We start from the raw sequence: 19,647 nt of genomic DNA, 5'->3' as shown, positions 1-19,647 counted from the left end.
AAGAAGGTATTCATGATTGAGGGCAAACGGTGGGGGATTCCTCTGTATATATTTTTTCGAACAGATAGGAGATTGTTATTATGCAGGCGCATATCTAAAACACGCAAAAGAATATGTTGAATTAGATCAATTCTATAACGATGTTTCAAAGTTGATTATTACAACACTTCCATTGAAATATATTATTGATATCGATAATCGTGAATCCGTAGAGGAAAAGAGGTAGAGGAAATGGGACTGTTCGATTCGCAGCCGAAGGAGCAAACGCCCCTCATCGATACGCCGCAGATTCGTGAGGCATATGCGCGCTGTCAGCAGGGAGGTGCCGATGGTCAATTGGCACAGTCCCAGCTCACCGCATTGGTACTTGCCGAGGTCATACGCAAGATGACGGTTGTCGTGCATGTGCCGGATTCGTCATTGTATGACGATGATGTTGAATTCGAAAAAGCTGCGCGCAAGCGCGCAGCCGCGGAAGCGCGTGCTGCCGCAAAAGGGGAGACCCTTGGTGTCCTCACTGCCCAGCGGTTGAGCAATAAGGATCTTGAAGTTAAGAAACGCCATAACGATCGTATACGGTTCCAGCGCGCACAGGCGGCGTTGATCAAGAAGATATGCTCGAATGAGTGGCGGGGTGGTGGTCCGTGTTCGGTAAATGGTGAGACATTGTATTGCTATCAAGGCTCTTTGTCTCCCGAGGGCATGGATGATCTGGCAAAGCTCGCAGACATGCAATTGATGGATGCGGATGCGATGAACGATGAGGTTGCGGATTATCTGGCCCCCATTCCGGATGACAAGGGCCATGTCGGCATGCTTGTGGGGAACAGTATTGACGATCAGCGGCGTGCCATCAGGGAAGGGTATGCGTTGCTGCAGGGTGCCGGCGTCAATGTTGACCAACTTGATCCTGAGCTTCGGTATAACGTCAAGGCGCTGCAAAATCTGAATGATGACGCCGTCAAGGGGGATGAGGAAAAGGCCCAGCAAGTTGCGGCGGACAAGGCCAAGGCGCAAAAAGGCTGGCGTTTCAACGGAGTTTGCATTATTATTATCGGCACTCTTTGGGCGTTCTTCAACCTTCTGATGCTGATTGTGGGGGAGGGGTCGGCTGTGTCGGTCCTGTTGAATGTGGCGCTGCTCGCATTGGGTATTCTCCTTGTGCGGAAAAAGAAGGAGAAGGTGGCGGCTGTGCCGGCTGCGCAGACTGCGGGTGTGCCGATGCCGGCTGCGCCTGTGCCGATGCCTGCCGCGCAGACCACGCCTGTGCCGATGCCTGCCGCGCCGTCAATCCCGGTGCAGCAGAGCCCCGCGGCTCCGACGGCATATCCGATGCCTGCGCCTCCTGCGGCGCCTTCGGTTCCGTCATCTCCGCAATGGCCTAATAATAATGTATTGTAAATAACTTTTTGATTTAATCTAAAACAATACACATGGAGGTGGATGATATGTATGACATGTCCAGCATAGATGAAGCGAATGGTTTTGCGAATTTTATAGACTACTATGCCTTTTTGGGTGTTGGGGTCAACGCAACCGATGAGCAAATCGAACAAGCATGTAAGGAAAAAACCGACCATTTCAACAGTATGGATGCTTCCGATGCCCGATTCGAGGCATTGCGTGATTTGCGTGAGATTCGGAGCAAGCTTACGGTTCCAGTTTCCCGTAGGAGCTATGACGAGATATGGCGAGCGAGGCGGGAGAAGCTGAATCGGCGTTCGGGCCTTAAGTGGCAACCGGATCAGGGTGTCCGGGGCGACTATGAACGCGCTGTTGCTTTGTTCGACCATGGGGAGTACCGGCGCGCGCTGGCCTATTTGGAGGCGGCCGCACGCGCGGATGGTGGGCGTAGCCCGGAAATACCGTTCCTGATGGGGCGATGCTATGGCGAGCTGTCATTCAAGGAGTGGCCGCAGGCGTATGCGTGCATGGCGCAAGCGCTGCAATATGCGCAACGGAATCAAGACATGAAGCTGATTGCGCCGATCTATGCATGGATGGGCAACTTTTCGAATCAGAATCAGGAAGAGCGCATCCGTTGCTATACAGAGGCGGCGAATGCCGAACCCGACAGTCCGATATATGCTATATCGGTTGTGAACCGCACTGTGGAGCGCAAGCTTGAGCATGATGAGGATCTTGGGGCAGAGATGCGACTGATTGACGCATTGTACCGTAAATATCCCAACGCTCAATGCGTGAAAAATCAGTATGCATATCTTATTTATCTGTATATAACCAATACTATTGCAAATGAATGGCGTAATGGCACGTATGAATTCACGACGCAGGAATCGGTGGATGCTGCCAAGGCCTACTTCCCCTTCCTTGACAGTCTTGGCTCTGTACGGAGCATATCGCTTATGCCGTGTATGGGTGTGACAAACGAATACGTCAATCAGCAGATTGGCGAGATGCGGCAAAAAGTCGAGGAAGCAGATGCTCGACTCAACCGGCCGAGCCTATTCAAATCGTTGCGGTCAAGGTTCGGTCGCCACTGAACGAACCTGGGCTGCCGGATGGGGTTGATGGGGTGCGGTCTGGCGGTCCGATGATGTGCTACATCGCGGACCGCCAGACCACACCCCATCTGTGTGCAAGGCATGTGTGCATTTCCCGGGTGATCAGCTGGAACGGGGCAGCCTTTTGGTGAGCACCGCAGCCGAATCGGACATCTCTTGATGGGATGGGCCTGTAGCCGTCCCATAGCTTTCGGTGAGGAAGCGGCCTACGTCATAGAGTTTGTTGCGCAGTGAACGTGGTTCGATGATGTAGATGCTCCTGCTGTCGGAATACTGGGCTGTCCACCAGAGCATCGCCAGTTCGGGGCTCATGACCTGCACGAGGTAGTTGTCTTCACGTGTATCGAGGATTCTTGGTTTGTCGAACCATTCATAGAGGTTGGTGAGCATGTTCGCGCGGATCACCATGGTGACCGGAACCGCTTCGCCGGTGGTCATATAAGGTCGTTCGCGCATGAACCTGACCGGATCGAGCACGCCGAAACGTTCGGTGGAGACGCCGTTCCTATGGCTGCGCTTGAGTATGTCCATCTGTTGCAACGCCTCAGGCGTCGTGTCGCTTGCAGGACGCAGTGTGCCGTCCTCCTGCCACTGTTCCAATTCGATTTCCTGCGCCACATGTTCCAACACCCGCAGATTGCGGATGCGGTCGGTGATGAACGCAATGAGCCCGGTGCTGCCGCGAATATGCCCTATGACATAGTATTTCCCTGTTTTGTATATGGTCCGGTACGGGTCAAGTGCATAATGCCGCACTGTGCCATCATCATAGCGGCGAGGTATCAGGTTGCCTTCGACGTCATAATCACAGTATTCGAAATCGACGCACCATCCTTGTTCGATCGCCCGGTCAAGTCCTTCGATCGTGTGCAGGAAGTCGGTGTTGTAGTGGCCGAATGCCTCGATGTGGCCGAGCTTGCGCGGTAGGAGGTTGTGCCCTCCTGCGATATGTGCGATTTTTTCGCTGAGCTCGTCGAGCATATCATCATTGATGCGTGAAAGCATGAGCGAGTCGATGAGCAGCCGCATTTCGGCGATTGTCAGATACGCTGACATATACCATCCGGGGGTATAATCGGTGATGCCTTCGCGTGCGCATTCATCGGCGTCCACTTTATGGATTGGTCGGCCAAGCACCGTATTCACCGGATTGGAAAGCCATTTGAGCTGTTCCCGAATCGTACGCTCGCTCGGTGCCTGATAGCCAGGGTCACTGGCTTCTGCATGCCGTTCGATCAACCGTTGTCGAATCTGGGGAATCGTAAGCCCATGTTGGTAATCGGTCTCTTCCCACAACAGTCCGAATATTTCGACCACTGCGTTTTTCGAATAGGTGCTTCCCCGCCTTGATTGAACCATACCGCATAGTGTAGGAATCGTTTTCCGGAGTCTGCAAAATATGGCAGGCGGGCAAAGTTGGTGCAGATAATCCGCTTATTTCAACGACATTGCTATATTTTGCAGGTCTGGTTTCCGGGGCTGAGAATTAAGTGCGTAGACGCAGACGAGTGAGGGATGAAGGCCTTGGAGCAGACAAGAAGCGAAGCGTTTTGGCAGGCGGTGAAAAAGCCCACTGAGGCTGAGATCAACGCCGCATGGGCGCAGGCCATCGCTGCATATGATCTTACGACCGAGGCGCCGAACCAGCCGGTCATCAGCGCCGATTATCTGCCGAAAGTATCCAAAGAGACAAAGGATGCCTATATCGAAACACTCAGGCATGAGGTTCGCGGCGCCAGGATCTATGGTATCCCTGGTGCGGGCCTCGAAGACAGCAATTTCGGCAGGAATGAGCAGAAGAGCGGCGAACGCGGCGAGGAGGTGTTCGCCAAACTGCTGACGTGGGACGGCATCCTCGATCATTGCGTATCGTATTGGTCGGTGTACAGGCCGGAGCCTGACGGCACGCGCGGAGAAGGTGCCGATATCGACTGCATCCTGCAATTCGGCAACCATATCCTGCTCGTCGATGTGAAGAACTACCGGGCCGGACTCGAATACCACACGCTCATCAAGAACAAGGCGATGTTTTGCGCGTATCCGAAGTTGCGCGTCGTCGCGCACGCCCCGTACGTCCATAGTTCGAACATGGCTTTTGCGCAGGCTGATGTGCAGGGATATCTCGCCGCGCACGGCAGCGGATGTACGGTCGAATCATTCGTCGTGCTCGTACCTGGCACATCCGGTCTGCCTACGCTCGACGCTGACATCACATGGCCGAACGGCATCCCCGCGATGTCCTATGCCACGTTTGTCGGGATGCTCAAGCAGCGCGCGATGGCCGATCCGTCGTATCTCAATGTCGATCCGGGCATGACGCGCGAGCAACTGTGGCTCTCGACGCTCGTCAAACATGCCCACTTGGGTCCCGTGTCGCATATCGACAATCCGCTCCCGGAAACGATGTGGCCACGTCCGACCTATGACGCGTTCGCGGGCATCGACGCAAGGGACATGACGATGAAGGGCCACGAGCCGAAGAAGCCGGGGCGTCACCAGGAAGCGCGGCGTAGTGGCAGCCAACAGCGTACGCAGGCAAACCATCGTGCACATGCATCGCAGGACCAAGCGGACCGTATCATCGATGCATTGCCGGCGATGGGTCCTCAGGCGTCCTTCGCACTCATGAGGGACGCGGACGGTAATCCATTGCCGTTCGGGTTCGCCGATGTCTCAGGCATTTTTGTGACCGGTGCGGGCAAGAACGGCATGTCGGTATGCATGACGACGCTCGTCGCATCCGTGTTGCAATCGAAGGCTTTCGATGTGACGATCCTGGATTGCCAGGAGCGATCGACATTGTCAAAATACGCGCAGGCCGCCAAGATGTATCTGCAGGCTGATGACGGATTCGAATTGATGAACAGTGCGGCCGAAAGCCTGAACACGAGCATGCGGGCACGGGAGAAGGCCATCCGGGCGCATGGGGCTGAATCGTTCTGGCGGGATGAGGGCCATGCGGGCCTGCGTCCACAGCTTCTCATCGTCAATGGGGCGGGATCCCTCTATACGGATGAAGTCGATGCGCAGGATGAGCAGGATATGCGTGGCATCCGCAGATGCATCCAGCGCATCGTCAAACGCGGCGGGGCAAGCGGTACGTGTGTATTGCTCATCGCGCAGCAGAAGACCACGGACGGGGGAGTGCCCGCCGAACTCGCCGAATTGGCGCAGGAATGCCAGCTCAGGTTGTGCTTCCATCTACCATCCGACGAACGCGTGGCGCAAGTGCTCGGCACGACGGCCTCGCCGGCGTTCGGACCATCAGTCGAACTGGGGCAGGCGCTGTATGCCAAAGAGACCCAGGCACCACAGATGGTGCAGTTCCTCAACATGATGTCCGGCAAACTCAACGAGCTCTCATTGTAGGGCGACCAGAAAGAAGAAGCATCCATGGGCTATATACTCGCATTCTGTCTCGCTGCATTCTTCGCATTGTCATTTGCGGCGCTTGCGGCACCATTCCTCTTCATGGGACTCATCGTCGTCGTGATCGTCTCGTTCTGCATAGGCATCGTGAAGGGGTTCGGCAGGTATTACCAGGCGCTCGTATCGGTCTACGGCAAAGCAGTGGGCGTCACGCTCGGCGTTGTGCTCACGTTCGTATGGCTTCTGGCGCTTGCGGGCATTGTGGCATTGGTCACCATTGCGATGACCCACAGTGCCGGTGTCATGTATTGATGCCGGCGCACACAATGACGGCATCCATATTCCGATAGCGTTCACCGTATTCAACGATCAGGGGAGACCATGACATCAGCAGCAGCATCCGCCCCGGCACCCACCGGTTCCGCGGCGGCGTCCGGCACGCCGGCATCGAAAGGTAAGGAGCTGGCGAAGCTCTCGTACTTCTATGGTCCCGGCTTTGCCGATATGGTGCGGTTGGCGCGCACCGTGCTCGACAACATCCGTGAAGACTTGGCGATAACCGCCACGACTACGCGACGTTGGATACGCAACCAATGCGATGCCGGCGGCTGGATCCGCACGATCCTCGCATGGCTCATTGTCGCGGCCGAATTCCTCTATTGGATGTCGACCGCCGTCGCACAGCTGTTCGCGGGCGCCACGTTCTGCCTGTTCATGCTGCTGCCGCAGATGGTGCTTTTCTGCATCCTCGAAGCGGTCATGCTGCTGTTCGGCGCAATCGTCGCAGGCCTTGATTCGATCGTGACGCATGTGCGGCATATCTCGTATGTATGCGAAAGCTGCCATGCGCGTTTCACACTTCCGGTGTACGTATGCGCCGATTGCGGTGCCAAACACTGCGTGCTCAAGCCAAATCGGTATGGCGCGCTCCGACATGTATGCACATGCGGGAAGAAACTGTCGTCCACGGTATTGAGGCCGAGCCGAGCCAAACTTGAAGCCATATGCCCGAACTGTTGGGAGAGCGGCATCGAAACCCCACTGACGAACGCCGTCAATCGTACGATCGTGATCCCGGTCGTCGGCGGTGAGTCGAGTGGAAAAACGGCGCTCATCACGGCGTTCACAACCGATCTCATCAATACGAGGTCCGCTGCGCGTGGTCTTACCGCGACCCCGGATGGTGTTGACAAACAGACGATGTATGCGACGATGAGTGCCGATTACACGTCAGGAACAGTCGCGAAAACCGCCACGCAGCAGAATGCGGCCAACGCGAGCGCGTTCTCGATGAGTTTCTTCCTCTCGGGGCCGAAGCTCAATCCGGAACGTCGCATCCAGCTTGTCGACATCGCTGGTGAGACGTTTGTCAACAACGCCGAGAACGAACAGCAATTGCAGTACCGCGATGCTGACGCATTGGTCCTTGTGATCGACCCGATGTCGTTGCCGGCCGCCAGGTCGCGGTTCGGGGCGTCGCTTGATGCCGGTGATTCAGGCACGATCAGTTCCGCGCGTGCCGAGGATGTGCTCACGGCGCTCAACAACAACCTGCGCGCGGCCGCGCAACTCGACCGCCATGGCCGGCTTGACATGCCGATTGCCGTCGTGTTGAGCAAGATGGATGAATCGCAGCATCTGCTCGACCGGTTCGGCGATCCGGCGGTCAGCGCGATGAAAGGCCTCGATGCGCAACGGTATGGCGATTGGTTTGACGATATGGACTTCCTGTGCCGGCAGTACCTCTACGACATGGATATGGGCGACATCGTCGATTCGATCACGCAGACGTTCCCGAACAATCGTTTCTTCGCCGTGAGTGCGATAGGGCACACAGCCGGCGATGGCCGCGGGTTCAAGCCGAAGTACGTCGATGACGTGATCGATTGGATCCTACGGCACAAGGACCCGAGCCTTGCCGATGCCCTCGGGGCGCGGCGGTTCTCGAATGCGAAACTGCCGATTGTGGAACCCGCGGTCGGACTGTACGACACAATGTTCGCCCGGACATCGGTCGCCTCGGAGACGAACGCCGCAATCTGATTTTTATCCAGACAACGCCAACAACAAGAAAGGATCGTCATGGACGAACAACAGGAAAACCTGAACGAAGTGGTTCAGGACGCCGCCGCGGAAGATGGGGCCACCAACGAACCGGACGTGATGCCGGAGGAAGCCGCCGTACAACAGGACGAGCGGCGGGAACACTCGGCCACGCGAACCGAAGACGCCACCGACACCGTCGAGCGCGTCGCAGAATCCTGCGGAACCGAGTGGTATGAACAGATCATCGCACGCCTTGATGGCATTGATCAGCTGATTGCGCAACGTCTGCAGTACGACGACGTCAAGGAGAAAGTGATTGACCGCCAGCATGCGGAACTCGCCGAATTGCGCGAGGGTCTGAAACGTGACCTCATGCGGCCGATGCTCTATGACCTTGCGCAAACACTCGATGACATGCGCAAGGCGAAGGAATCCTACGCCACGCAAGGCGTTGATGCGGCTGTCGATGTGATTGACGACATCGAAGGCATGCTCGTCTATCTGCTTGAGAAGAACGATGTCGAGCAGGTGATGAGCGCTGAAGGCGATCCCTTCACGTCGAAGCAACGCATGCTCAAGACGGTGCCCACACCCGATGCCGCGAAAGCCAAGACGGTCGCCGCTTCGGTCGCGCCCGGCTATATGTGGGGTGAGGAGCCGCTGTTCAAAGAGAAGGTCCACGTATACAAGTTCGTGCCATCGGAACCGGCCGATGCACAGCTCGAAACCGAGACCACAAACGATGCTGCCGCGACGCCAGCCGATGTGCAGTCTTTCGGAGAGCCGCAGGGGATGACACCTCCGTCGAATCTGTGACGCTTATGGGACACGCCACGTTTTTGCAGTAACCAAACACAACCAACACAAGAAAGAGAACACCATGTCCAAATATGTATACGGCATCGATCTGGGCACGACATATTCGTGCATCGCCTATCAGGATGAGGATGGACGTCCGACTGTCGTGAAGAACCTCGATACGAATTCCGATACGACACCATCAGTCGTGCAGTTCGACGAGGACGGCAACGTCATCGTCGGTGAGGAGGCGAAGGATACATCGGTGCTTGCGCCGGACCGTACCGCGATGTTCGTCAAGCAGCTTATGGGCAAAAGCGACATCGCCATTGTCGTGGACGGCAAGAACTACTCGCCGATCGAGATCTCCTCGCTCATCCTCAAAGAGCTTGCACGTCAGGCCAAGGAGCAGCTCGATGATGATGTCCGCGACGTCATCATCACGTGCCCGGCGTATTTCGGCGAATCGGAACGCACTGCGACGAAGCAGGCCGGCCAGCTCGCGGGGCTCAATGTGCTCGCCGTCATCGAAGAACCGACGGCAGCCGCGATATGCTATGGCGTCACGCGCGCCGATGCCGCGAAAACCGTGATGGTCTACGACCTTGGCGGCGGCACGTTCGACATCACCGTGCTCAAGATCTCCGATGGCGAAGTGCGTGTCGTCACGACGGAAGGCGACCATGAGCTCGGCGGCAAGAAGTGGGATGAGCAGATGAGTCAGCTGCTCGTCGACAAATTCGTGGATGCGACCGGTTACGATGGCGATCCGTTCGATGAAGACGACAACGAGGAATTCCTGCAGGACCTCGCCGTCAAATCCGAGAAGGCGAAGCAGACTCTTTCGAACCGCGATACCGTCAAGCAGATGCTCAGCTACAACGGCGCGGGACCGGCCAAAGTGGAGGTGAGCCGGCAGGAATTTGAAGACGCGACGAAGTTCCTTGCCGACAGTGCGCTGTCCTTGGCTGACAAGGCGGTCGCGACCGCTGGCGGTATCGACAAGATCGACGAGATTCTGCTCGTCGGCGGTTCGACGAAGATGCCGCAGATCAAGGAAGGTGTCAAGGAGCACTTCGGCATTGAACCGAAGATGTTCGACCCTGACGAAGCCGTCGCGAAGGGCGCCGCGATCTTCGCGATGCTGCAGGCTGACGAACAGTCGAAGCTCGCCGCCAACGAAGAGAAACAGATTGACGAATCCGGACAGGAAGTCGCCGTGAACACCGAGACCGGTGAGAAACGTGTGCTTCCCACACTTTCCGGCGGCGGTTCGGCGATGCCAACGCTCGGTGGTGGTGCACCGAAGCTACGCGTCGTCTCCGTGTCGACGAAGAGCTTTGGTGTCAGGGCGACCGATGCCGAGGATATGCAAGAGAAGATCTTCAACATGATCAAGAAGGATGACGAGATCCCCGTCTCGGTCACACAGCAATACGGCACGCAAGAAGACAACCAGCCGTTGGTGGAGATTGGCATTTATCAGACTCCTGACAAGAAAGACAGCTATCCGGTCGACGAAGACCGCTTCCTTGGCACCGCCGAGCTCATACTCGAGCCGAATACGCCGGCTAATTCACCGATTTCCGTCACACTTGAACTCACATCGGAAGGCACAGTGAAGATGCACGCGAAGGACGAGCGCTCCGGCAAGGAGATCGACGCCCATTGGAAGCCGGAGAACGTGCTTGATGAAAAGCAGTTCGACGAGGCGAAGGCCCGCGTCGAAGCGACCGGATTGTCGGTCTGAGCGGAGCCGCTTGGCGGCATCTGGACAAGAGCAAAACACATGAGGAAAGGAACCTGTCATGGGCATCACGGTAGGCATTGATTTGGGCACGACGTATTCGGCAGTGGCGATGATCGATCAGCAGACGGGACGGGCACGTGTGATCCCGAACCGCGACGGCGGTTCGGTCACGCCGTCGGTCGTCGCCGTGATGCCCGATGGACAGGTGCTCATCGGAGATGAAGCGAAGGAGCAACAGGAGACCGGATACACCGAAACGGCCGCGTTCTTCAAACGCGCGATGGGGGATGAGTCCTTCGCATTGTCGTTGTGCGGCCGTACCTACAGCGCGACCGACCTCTCCGCAATGATGCTCCGCGGACTTGTCGAACAAGCGCAAGAGGTGTCTGGGAGCACAATCGACCATGCCATTGTGACGGTGCCCGCCTATTTCCGCAACGCCGAACGTGAAGCGACGTTGGAAGCTGCACGCCTCGCCGGCCTGGATGTGTATGGCGTGCTCAATGAGCCGACGGCTGCGACCTTCGCCTATGGCCTCAACGGATCGTCCAAACCGCAAACCATCCTCGTATATGATTTGGGTGGTGGCACGTTCGACGTGACACTCGCTCATGTCGATGGCGATGAGATCCGCGTGCTCGGTTCCGATGGCAACCACCAGCTTGGCGGCAAGGACTGGGATGATGCCGTTGTGCGGTGGGTCGCCGACAAGTTTGAGGACGAATTCGATGTGGACATCACCGAAGACGATGGGCAGCTCGCGCGTCTGGCCATTATGGCCGAAAACGCGAAGAAACGGCTCACACGTTCGGCATATGCCGACATCACCGTGGACTGCGCAGGTCATACAGCGAAATATCGACTGAGTCGTGACGAGTTCGACGACATCACCTCGTTCATGCTTGGTGAGACGGCCGATATCGTCGATCGTCTGTTCGCGAGTGTGGACCCTCCGATGAATTGGTCACGTGTTGATGGTGCGATCCTCGTGGGTGGCTCCACGCGCATGCCGCAAGTGCACGAGTACATCGAGCGCATGTCGGGCAAAAAGCCCCTTGGCGGCGTCAATGTCGATGAGGCGGTCGCGTTGGGCGCCGCGATTCGCGCGAATCAGGATACCGAGGGCCGTCCGCTGTTCACGATCGGAGGGGGAACCGTGACGCCGACGGCCACGATTGGAGGCGGGGCGTCCACTGACGCTCCCCGTATGGTACTCGGGGGCAAGAAGATCGTCGATGTGTGCACGCACGCAATGGGCATGATCGCCGAATCGGAGCATCGCACGCAGTATGTCAATACAGTCGTCATTCCAAAGAACACGCCGCTTCCGGCGAGCTATATGAAGACGCTTGGCATAGCTGTGCCACGTTCGGGCAATGGCCGTATGGAGATCTATGTGCTGCAGGGCGATGAGCGTGCGCCGCTCGAGAATGAGGTCGCTGGCAAATATGTGTTCGAAGGCATACCGTATGTTGACGGCGGCAAGTCGAACATCAACATCGCCTTCCGCTACAACGGGTCCGGCGTCATCGAGGTCTATGGCCAGCAGGCTGAGACCGGGCAGCAGTTCATCGGTGTACGTGAGCCGTTGCCGGAGGACATGAGTTGGGTATTGCGTAGCCCACTCGACATCGAGCGGGAGCGGATGGAGTTGGCAAAACAAAGCTGTATCACAGGTGAAATATATTTAATTATAGACATTTCTCTTAGTATGAATGGAGAACCAATTGAAAAAGCAATTGAGGCATGTCGTAGCTTTGTTAACATGATTGATGTGCAGAACTTGCATATCGGTATCGCAGATTTCGATGGTGGAGATTCTATAGTCGGAGAAACCTTGATGGCATCCGAAAAAGAAGAGGAAATACTAAGACGTATTAACAGGATTGGTAATTCTCCTATTTGTAACCAGCGTACTAGTTCTGTTCTAGCCGCGCTTCCACCTTTATTTTCTGATGATGCAGCGACAAAAATCGCCATCATTCTTACTGACGGAGAATGGGGTTGGGTTGGAAATTGGGAAAAAGTGCCAATTCGCGATGCACATTTTGACTGGGAACAAGGAATTCAAACGTTGGCCATCGGTTTTGGCGATGCACGAGAGGACTTCCTCAAGAAGATTTCATCCATCAGCGACCTCGCCGGTTTGACCGATCTCAACCATTTGAGTGAGACGTTCTCGAACATCGGACGTGAGATCAGCTCAGGCACCGGATTGTCGATCTGAAGGCGAAGGGAAGCATATGGCACAGGACAATCTGTATGTGATGCTGGACATCTTCGACTTCGATGACGACCTTGTGGGTACGGCTGACGACGATCCGCGTGTGCGTGGCATCATCGACAACGCATGGACCACAAAGGAAGCGCAATGGTCAAAGGACAAGACGAAGAACGCGAGGAAAGCGAGCAAAGCCAGCAATTATCTCGAACAGGCGCAGAAGCGGCGCAGTGAGCTGGATACGATGCAGGCGCGCCGGGACGCATGGGACGCCGCGAAGCGGTCGATTGACGCTGTCATCAACAAGCAGATCGGGCTGTTCTCGATGCGTGGCTATCTGCTCACCGAGGAACTGGGCAAGATCGCTGAAATCGCATCCAAGGCGACGGGTGTGAATGTGCCGGTTGGCGCCGTGCAATCGCTCGTACCTTCTGGCATTGAGGTGCGTGAGCATGAAGGGGCACAAGGCAAGGAATTGCCGGTGCCGAAGGATGCTTCGAAATACAGCAACACCGAATCTTTGCTCGAAACCTACCATTATGAGGACCTGTACGCCCTGCTGGATGCCCCACAGCAGCCGGAGGGCATGGGACGTGGCCTGGGTGGCAAAATCACGCATCAGCCGGCGGCGACACTCAAGGCATGGGCCGAAGCCGACAAACACAAGCTGCCCACCAAGAGCACGACGATTGTCGGCGACCACAACAAACTGTTCCAGAAATGCTGTGATGTATTCGCCGATGAGGACAGCAAGCGGGCATATGACGAATACCTTGCCTACCGCGCGCTCAGGAAGATCATTGATGAGGCCGCAATGGTGGCTTCAGTGTCGAAGAAGCTTGACAGTGCCACAGTCGCTGGATTCGTCAGGAAGATGCAGGAGAGCGCATCCCGTCTCGGCAGAACGTTATCCGCCGAGGACGCCGACGCCTATCTGCAGTACATGTGTTCGCAGAAGGGCATCACCTATGCATCGTCGGTTTCCGGGGGGACGAACACAGCCGCGGCCGTACAGTATGAAGTGTGCCCGTGGTGCGGCGCGTTCATGGATCCGGGGGTGAAATCCTGCACCGAATGCGGTGGCAGGATCTTCATCACATGCCCGAACTGCGGTAGTGAGAACCGTGCGGATGTGAAATACTGCGCGAAATGTGGATTCGACTACGGTAATCTGCGTCGTGCACAGCAGGTCGTCGATGAGGCCACAGGTTCGATCGAGGCATTGCGTTTCGATGAAGCCGAACAATTGCTCGACACGGCGGAGACGCTCTGGAAATCGATGCCCGAAATCGCGCAGCGGCGCACAGTGCTCGAAGCACGGCGTACGCAGATCGGGCCATTGTCCGATCAGTTGCATGACGCCATCGAACACCATGCGTTCCATACGGCCAAACAGCTGTATGAGGATATCGGCAGGCGGGCGCCCGACTTCACCGATGCGCAGCTGCTTGAACGGATCAACGCCGGCATCGCGGCGGCCGAGACGATCATGAAACAGGCGGGGCCGACTCCGGGTGTTGATGTGGCACTGCGCGTCTACGAGGCGTGTGCCGATTACCCTGGTCTGAGCGCGATCCTCGCGGCCAACCCACCGAAACCGGCAGGGGCGGTCCATGTGCGGGCCGACGGCGTCCGCCGCGCCAATGTGGTGTCATGGGATGCTTCCGCCACTGCTGATGCCGTCTACAAGGTCATCCGCAAAGCGGGATCGCGTCCCCTTGACGAGCATGACGGCGATGAAGTCGAACGCACTGCGGGCACATCGGCCACCGACACGACGATCGAACCCAACACCGTGTATTACTATGCGGTCATCGCCACGTTGGGACCGCTCTCGGCCGCGATGTCACTCGCCGAACCGGTCGTCAACTATTTCGATGTGAAAGATCCGCAGCTCGTTGCCGAGGATGGTGCGATCCGCATCGCATGGAGCGGTGTCCCGAAAAACGCCGATGTCGAAGTATGGCGTGCCACGGGCACGGACGCCCCTGCGCGGCGGCCCGGCGAAGGTGACCGTGTGTCGAACATCATCGGCGGCGGATTGCAGGACACCGGGCTGCGCAACGGCACCGCATACCAATACACGTTGTTCGCCGTGTACATGGATGCAGATGGCCAACGGCGGTATTCCCAGGGCGTATGCGTCGGCGGTATACCGCTTTCCCCGCCGGAGCCGATCGAGTTCGTGATCCCGCAGCTCATGCCGGACGATACGTTCACGTTGCAGTGGGATGCGCCGAACGACGGCGAAAGTCGTTTCTTCCTCGCCCGCGAGGACGTCGGATACAGTCTTGGCGATTCGGTGCCGCTGCGCGAGCTTGCGTCGTCATATGATGAGCTGCACGTCGTGTCGACCGGTCCGGATTCCGGCACCTTCACATTGCCTGATGATGCCGTCTACCATCTCATTCCGGCGACGGTCAAGGAAGACACGGCGTTCATCGGCGCGGTATCGACGGTGACGAAACGCAAAGTCGTGTCAATCGACAAGATAACCGATTCGAGTGGCGACGCGGTCATCATGTTCGATTGGCCACAAGCGGATTGTGTCCGTGTACTGCTCGCATGGCGCACCGACCATTATGCGTCCGGGCCGAACGAACGCGGATCAAGCCGCAAAATGGTCAACAAAAAGACCTACGACCTGCTCAAGGCGATCAAAGTGGAAGGCCTCGCCAATAAGACGACCTACTACTTCTCATTGTTCGCGCAACTCGGCGAAGGGGATGCCATATCCTATTCGGCGCCGAGCAATAGGAGCTTCTCATTCGGCAAGAGCGACACCGTGACCTATCGCGTCGAGACGAGCACGTTCCTGGGGCGTATCCGTTCCGCCAAACTCGTCGTCGAAAGCACGGGGGACGTGCCTCCAAGCGAATTGCGCGTGAGCAAGGATATGGTCCCGGCATTCGCGACACAGGGCGCATGTGTGCTCGAAGTGCCGCAACAGAGCGGCGCGGGACGCCATGAGTTCCCGCTACCGCCATCGGTGCTACGCAAAGGGCAATGCTACAAGCTGTTCTTCAAGGATGACGACGACTACAACCATGTGGATCTCATATTGCAAGCCGGCATCTCGCCGGAGATCGGATGAATCATGAAACTCAAATATGTATGCCCGTTCTGTTTCGAATCGCACGATATCGGCGATGTCGAATTCGCATGCGAAGCGAGGAAAATATGTGGCCCTGTCGATACGAACGGCAACATCACACAGCCCGGCGTCGGTGAAGAGGACCCGAAGCTCGCGAAATACAAAGGAGTGCCCTCGTGGAACGGTCCACATGTGTTCCGCGGGAAGAAATCACGGTTCTCGATGCCGTCCTCGGCCACATGTGATTGGTGCAAACGCGAAAGCCACAAGCGCATCTGCCCGAGCTGCCACAACGAATTGCCGTCCACAATCGACTCCGACGAACAGATCATCGTCGCGTTGATCGGCACACGAGGTTCGGGCAAGAGCACGTATATCGGCGTGCTCATCCACGAGATGATGAAACGGATCTTCCGCCCGTTCGGCGGCACGTTCCAGCTGTATGGCCCCGAGGACCAGAAACAGTACCGTGAACGCTTCGAGGAGGACCTCTATATCCGCAACAAGCCGATCGCGCAGACACAGTCGCATCTCGTCGGCTCGAACGTCACCGAGAACCGTCCGATCCTCGGCATGCTGCGCAAGGAATCCGGTGGCCTGTTCAAGAAGATGCAGGCGATGACGCTCGTGTTCTTCGATTCGGCCGGCGAGGATTGGGAGGACCCCGACACAATCAACGTCGTCGCGAACTATGTGGCCCATTCGTCGGGCATCATCTTCCTGCTCGATCCGCTCGCGAACCGCCAGGTGCGTTCGAAGATCGACAATGACGAAGCGATTCGGACGTCGGGTGTCGTCGAGGAGGACGAGGTATCAAGCCCTTCAGCCGTGCTGGACATGGTCGCGTCGCTCATCCGCAACGCCAACCACATCAAGGAGACCGAGAAGATCGCCATCCCGGTCGCCGCGGCGTTCTCGAAACTCGATGTGCTCGAGGACAACAACGTGCTGCCGCCGGGATCCGCATTGTCCCGACCGTCACCACATGTGGCCGCCGGTGCGTTCGACGACAACGACCGCAAAGCCGTCGACAGCGAGATGCACGCGTTGCTCGACACATGGGACCAAGGTGATTTCGTCGACCGCCTCAAGCAGCAGTACATGAAAGCCTCCTGCTTCGCGTTCTCGGCGATGGGCCGCGCGCCGCAGCACGATGGCACAATCGCGCCGCCCGCGCCGAAACGCATCGAAGACGCGATGCTGTGGATCCTCAACGAAAAAGGAATCCTGTAGGGGGCGATGATGCAAGCAGAGCAAGTGATCTACACGTCATGCCGCCAAGGTATTGACGGCAATGCCTCCGGATTCCAGAACTACTCGTATTCGCCGCATATGCACGACTGGATCGCCGCCGGCAATGGCATCGGCGTCATGCAGTCGTATACGCCGCCACGCCGTGACGACTATCCGGCGTTGCCGACGAAGGACGAGGCGCAATCCCTGTATCCAAGGCGGTGGTGTTTCGGACCATTGACCGGTCCTGACGGATTGTACGGCATGGCCGTGTGTTCGTACATCGGCCGCGATTATCCGGAAGGTTCGGTGCGCGGAGGCAACTTCATCAGCCATACGACGGCATTGCCGGCCGCACAAGTCGATGCCTATCCCTGCGGTTTCCTGTCATCCCCATCGTTCCTCACATGGATGGATGCCGAAACGGCAAGGAAGGACGAGCGTCCCGCATTGTTGGAGCCCCTCGGCATCACGCCTGCCGATGGGGTCACGATCGACGATGTGCGGGAGTTCCTTGACGAGGATGATCATGGGGAAGCAGCGAAGCTGCTGTTGGAGGCGCTCATCGCCGATGGTGATGATGACTTCAGCCGCAAGATCCTCATCAACGCGTCCGAACATGATTTCGCGCTATGGATCGCCGCGATGCAGTACGCGTTGCCGATACGCCAGGCGCTCACCTATGGGTTCTCGAGTTACGAATACGATCCGTTGCGTTCGCCGTTCCATCTGATCCGCGCCGTCGATGGTATGAACGGTTCGATCGACAGTCCCGCACTTTCGTACTGTGACCTCTTCGATGTGGATGCCGGGAGGTTCCCCGACCGTGAGTATCAGGAAGGGCTTGATGGGTTCGCCGACTTCGTCATCACGATGCTGCGGTATTCACAGGATGGTCTGGATTCGTTCCACACATTCCTTGATGCGACATCGTATGCCGCACTCGATGCGCAACTCGTGACGGCCTATGACCTCTACCGCATCATGATGGGGTCGCATCCAGTGACCGAACTCGATGCGGGGCAGGTCGCCGCGTGCGGCGAATTCGTGCTGCGATACGGCGCACCGTCCCAGCGCGCCGCATTCGCCGAATGCCTTATGGATGCATTGACGTCGGATGAACGTCCCGAAGCATGGTGCGCCGCGGCGACTGGCACCGTCGTCTCGTTGACACAGGACAACGAGCCGTTGCGCGCCGCATTGTGCAACGCGGCTGTGCAGGCTTGCGCGGACATCATCGCGAACGGTGTGGGTTCGCAGCGGCTCTACCGTCAGACGCACTCAGTGGGCGAACGATTGTTCTCGATTGCCGGCGGCGATTTGGATATGGAACTGTTCCATGCGATTGACGGCGAGGACCTCATCGGGGCGGCGTCGGCCACAGGTGTATCCGGTACGCAGAGCCAAGGTGTGCCATGGACGTTTGACGTGTATGCGTCGATGGTCACCTCGGTCATGTTCAATCAGTTGGACAAAGGACTGCGATTGCCGTTGGGTGTCCCCGGTTGCCAGATGGTGGCCGCATTCCAAGGCGATGTCCCCGCAGCCATCCTCCGTCTCATCGACACGGCGACGGCGCAGCCGGACTTCGCGACCGGCGTCGCGATGGTCGAGATGCTCATCGGCCGATGGAACGTACGTCTTGAACTCATTGTCATGCTCTCATTGCTTGTGATCGAACGCCGGGCGGCTATGGGCGTGGAACAAGCCGCAATCGGCGCGCTTGAGCGGGTATTCGCCACTTCCGCGACGGAAGGGCGTGTGTATTGCTGCAAGGCGCTCATGGTGGATCGGCGCGGGGACATCGTGAACCGTTTTGCTGACGGCCTCGCGTCACGGATCGACATATGCGATGGCACCGCGTCGGCGCGTGCCGCCAACGATGTATGCGAACTGTGCGGACGGTTGGGCCTTCCAATCCCGAATGTCGTGGTGCTTGCGCAACAACAGGCGGCGATCGCGCAGTTGTCGGCGCTCATGCAGCAACGCAAGCCGGATGCGATGGCGGTGCAGCAGGCATTGCGAACCGTGAGCGCACAAGGTGCGCGGTTGCCGATCTCCGATCTTGATACGGACAATCAGCGGAAATATCTCGCGGCGATCGCGCAACCACTCGCCACATGCGTGACCGATTCCGTAGATATCGCCGCCGTGCAGCTCAATGCAGTACCCGCGATGTTCATACAGCCGTATATGCGTCACGTGTTCGCATATGTCATCGTGCACAACGACGCCGCGAATACGCTCACGTTGCTCGCCTTGGATGCGGCGATGCTCAATGCGAAACCGGAGACGGGACAGGCACAGGTGGAGCGTTTCGCTGACATCGTCGGCGATGATATGACGAACAACGCCAATGTACATACGAACAACCTCGTCAAACTCGTCGACGATCCGAAGAGGAAAGCCAAGTTCGTCGCGCACTATGAAAAGTCACTCGGCAAGCGGTTCCCGGAGCGTGCCTTCGCTGCCGCATGGGGGAGGATTGCGCCCAAGTTGGGGCCGCGACAAGCGGGTGGTGTGTTCGGCTTCTTCACGAGGAAACGTGCCGACAAATAGCGTGCGTGCATACCGCCAACGTGACATGGCGATGCAAGCGCACGACCTATGA

Annotated in this window: 12 protein-coding genes; 11 read left to right on the top strand and 1 reads right to left on the bottom strand. The window is 57.4% G+C overall.

What is annotated here, in order from left to right:
- Window positions 1-231: 231 nt before the first annotated feature.
- On the top strand, window positions 232-1,401 hold the full coding sequence (locus B1526_RS02985; protein ID WP_095614606.1) for a hypothetical protein: 1,170 nt from the start codon (window positions 232-234) through the stop codon (window positions 1,399-1,401).
- A gap of 32 nt (window positions 1,402-1,433) precedes the next feature.
- Window positions 1,434-2,504, top strand: coding sequence for a hypothetical protein (locus B1526_RS02980; protein ID WP_133088419.1), 1,071 nt, complete (start codon window positions 1,434-1,436; stop codon window positions 2,502-2,504).
- 123 nt (window positions 2,505-2,627) lie between these two features.
- On the opposite strand, the gene B1526_RS02975 is transcribed toward B1526_RS02980, so the two are convergent.
- Window positions 2,628-3,884 (bottom strand): WYL domain-containing protein, encoded by a 1,257-nt coding sequence (locus B1526_RS02975; RefSeq protein WP_095614604.1) that lies wholly within the window; start codon window positions 3,882-3,884, stop codon window positions 2,628-2,630.
- Between the two features lie 165 nt (window positions 3,885-4,049).
- Between B1526_RS02975 and B1526_RS02970 the strand changes: the two genes are divergently transcribed.
- The 9 genes from B1526_RS02970 (at window position 4,050) to B1526_RS02930 (ending at window position 19,595) form a co-directional block, all read left to right on the top strand.
- Entirely contained in the window at window positions 4,050-5,894 is a 1,845-nt protein-coding gene (locus B1526_RS02970; RefSeq protein WP_157908683.1) for a nuclease-related domain-containing protein, read from the top strand.
- Window positions 5,895-5,918: 24 nt separating this feature from the next.
- The gene (locus B1526_RS02965) at window positions 5,919-6,206 is read left to right on the top strand and encodes a hypothetical protein (protein ID WP_095614602.1); all 288 of its coding nucleotides are present in this window, start codon (window positions 5,919-5,921) and stop codon (window positions 6,204-6,206) included.
- Between the two features lie 69 nt (window positions 6,207-6,275).
- Window positions 6,276-7,937, top strand: a complete 1,662-nt coding sequence (locus B1526_RS02960; protein WP_095614601.1) for a TRAFAC clade GTPase domain-containing protein — start codon at window positions 6,276-6,278, stop codon at window positions 7,935-7,937.
- A 39-nt stretch (window positions 7,938-7,976) separates the two neighbouring features.
- Entirely contained in the window at window positions 7,977-8,756 is a 780-nt protein-coding gene (gene grpE / locus B1526_RS02955) for a nucleotide exchange factor GrpE (protein ID WP_095614600.1), read from the top strand.
- Window positions 8,757-8,820: 64 nt separating this feature from the next.
- A complete protein-coding gene (locus B1526_RS02950) occupies window positions 8,821-10,488 on the top strand; it encodes an Hsp70 family protein (RefSeq protein ID WP_095614599.1) in 1,668 nt (555 codons plus the stop codon).
- Between the two features lie 58 nt (window positions 10,489-10,546).
- On the top strand, window positions 10,547-12,715 hold the full coding sequence (locus B1526_RS02945; protein WP_095614598.1) for an Hsp70 family protein: 2,169 nt from the start codon (window positions 10,547-10,549) through the stop codon (window positions 12,713-12,715).
- 16 nt (window positions 12,716-12,731) lie between these two features.
- A complete protein-coding gene (locus B1526_RS02940) occupies window positions 12,732-15,803 on the top strand; it encodes a zinc ribbon domain-containing protein (protein ID WP_095614597.1) in 3,072 nt (1,023 codons plus the stop codon).
- Window positions 15,804-15,806: 3 nt separating this feature from the next.
- Window positions 15,807-17,036: a hypothetical protein gene (locus tag B1526_RS02935; protein ID WP_095614596.1), complete on the top strand. Its 1,230-nt coding sequence runs from the start codon at window positions 15,807-15,809 to the stop codon at window positions 17,034-17,036.
- Window positions 17,037-17,042: 6 nt separating this feature from the next.
- Window positions 17,043-19,595 (top strand): GAP1-N2 domain-containing protein, encoded by a 2,553-nt coding sequence (locus tag B1526_RS02930; RefSeq protein ID WP_095614595.1) that lies wholly within the window; start codon window positions 17,043-17,045, stop codon window positions 19,593-19,595.
- Window positions 19,596-19,647 lie beyond the last annotated feature (52 nt).

Origin of the sequence: Bifidobacterium criceti (genome assembly GCF_002286935.1) — a bacterium.
GTDB classification, from domain to species: Bacteria; Actinomycetota; Actinomycetes; order Actinomycetales; family Bifidobacteriaceae; genus Bifidobacterium; species Bifidobacterium criceti.
This window is presented reverse-complemented; position numbering and strand designations above follow the sequence as displayed.

Coding starts and splice junctions, on each gene's coding strand:
- B1526_RS02950 (WP_095614599.1), top strand. CDS start 8,821: ATGTCCAAATATGTATACGGCATCGATCTGGGCACGACATATTCGTGC.
- B1526_RS02940 (WP_095614597.1), top strand. CDS start 12,732: ATGGCACAGGACAATCTGTATGTGATGCTGGACATCTTCGACTTCGAT.
- grpE (WP_095614600.1), top strand. CDS start 7,977: ATGGACGAACAACAGGAAAACCTGAACGAAGTGGTTCAGGACGCCGCC.
- B1526_RS02975 (WP_095614604.1), bottom strand. CDS start 3,884: ATGGTTCAATCAAGGCGGGGAAGCACCTATTCGAAAAACGCAGTGGTC.
- B1526_RS02980 (WP_133088419.1), top strand. CDS start 1,434: ATGGAGGTGGATGATATGTATGACATGTCCAGCATAGATGAAGCGAAT.
- B1526_RS02965 (WP_095614602.1), top strand. CDS start 5,919: ATGGGCTATATACTCGCATTCTGTCTCGCTGCATTCTTCGCATTGTCA.
- B1526_RS02945 (WP_095614598.1), top strand. CDS start 10,547: ATGGGCATCACGGTAGGCATTGATTTGGGCACGACGTATTCGGCAGTG.
- B1526_RS02930 (WP_095614595.1), top strand. CDS start 17,043: ATGATGCAAGCAGAGCAAGTGATCTACACGTCATGCCGCCAAGGTATT.
- B1526_RS02935 (WP_095614596.1), top strand. CDS start 15,807: ATGAAACTCAAATATGTATGCCCGTTCTGTTTCGAATCGCACGATATC.
- B1526_RS02960 (WP_095614601.1), top strand. CDS start 6,276: ATGACATCAGCAGCAGCATCCGCCCCGGCACCCACCGGTTCCGCGGCG.
- B1526_RS02985 (WP_095614606.1), top strand. CDS start 232: ATGGGACTGTTCGATTCGCAGCCGAAGGAGCAAACGCCCCTCATCGAT.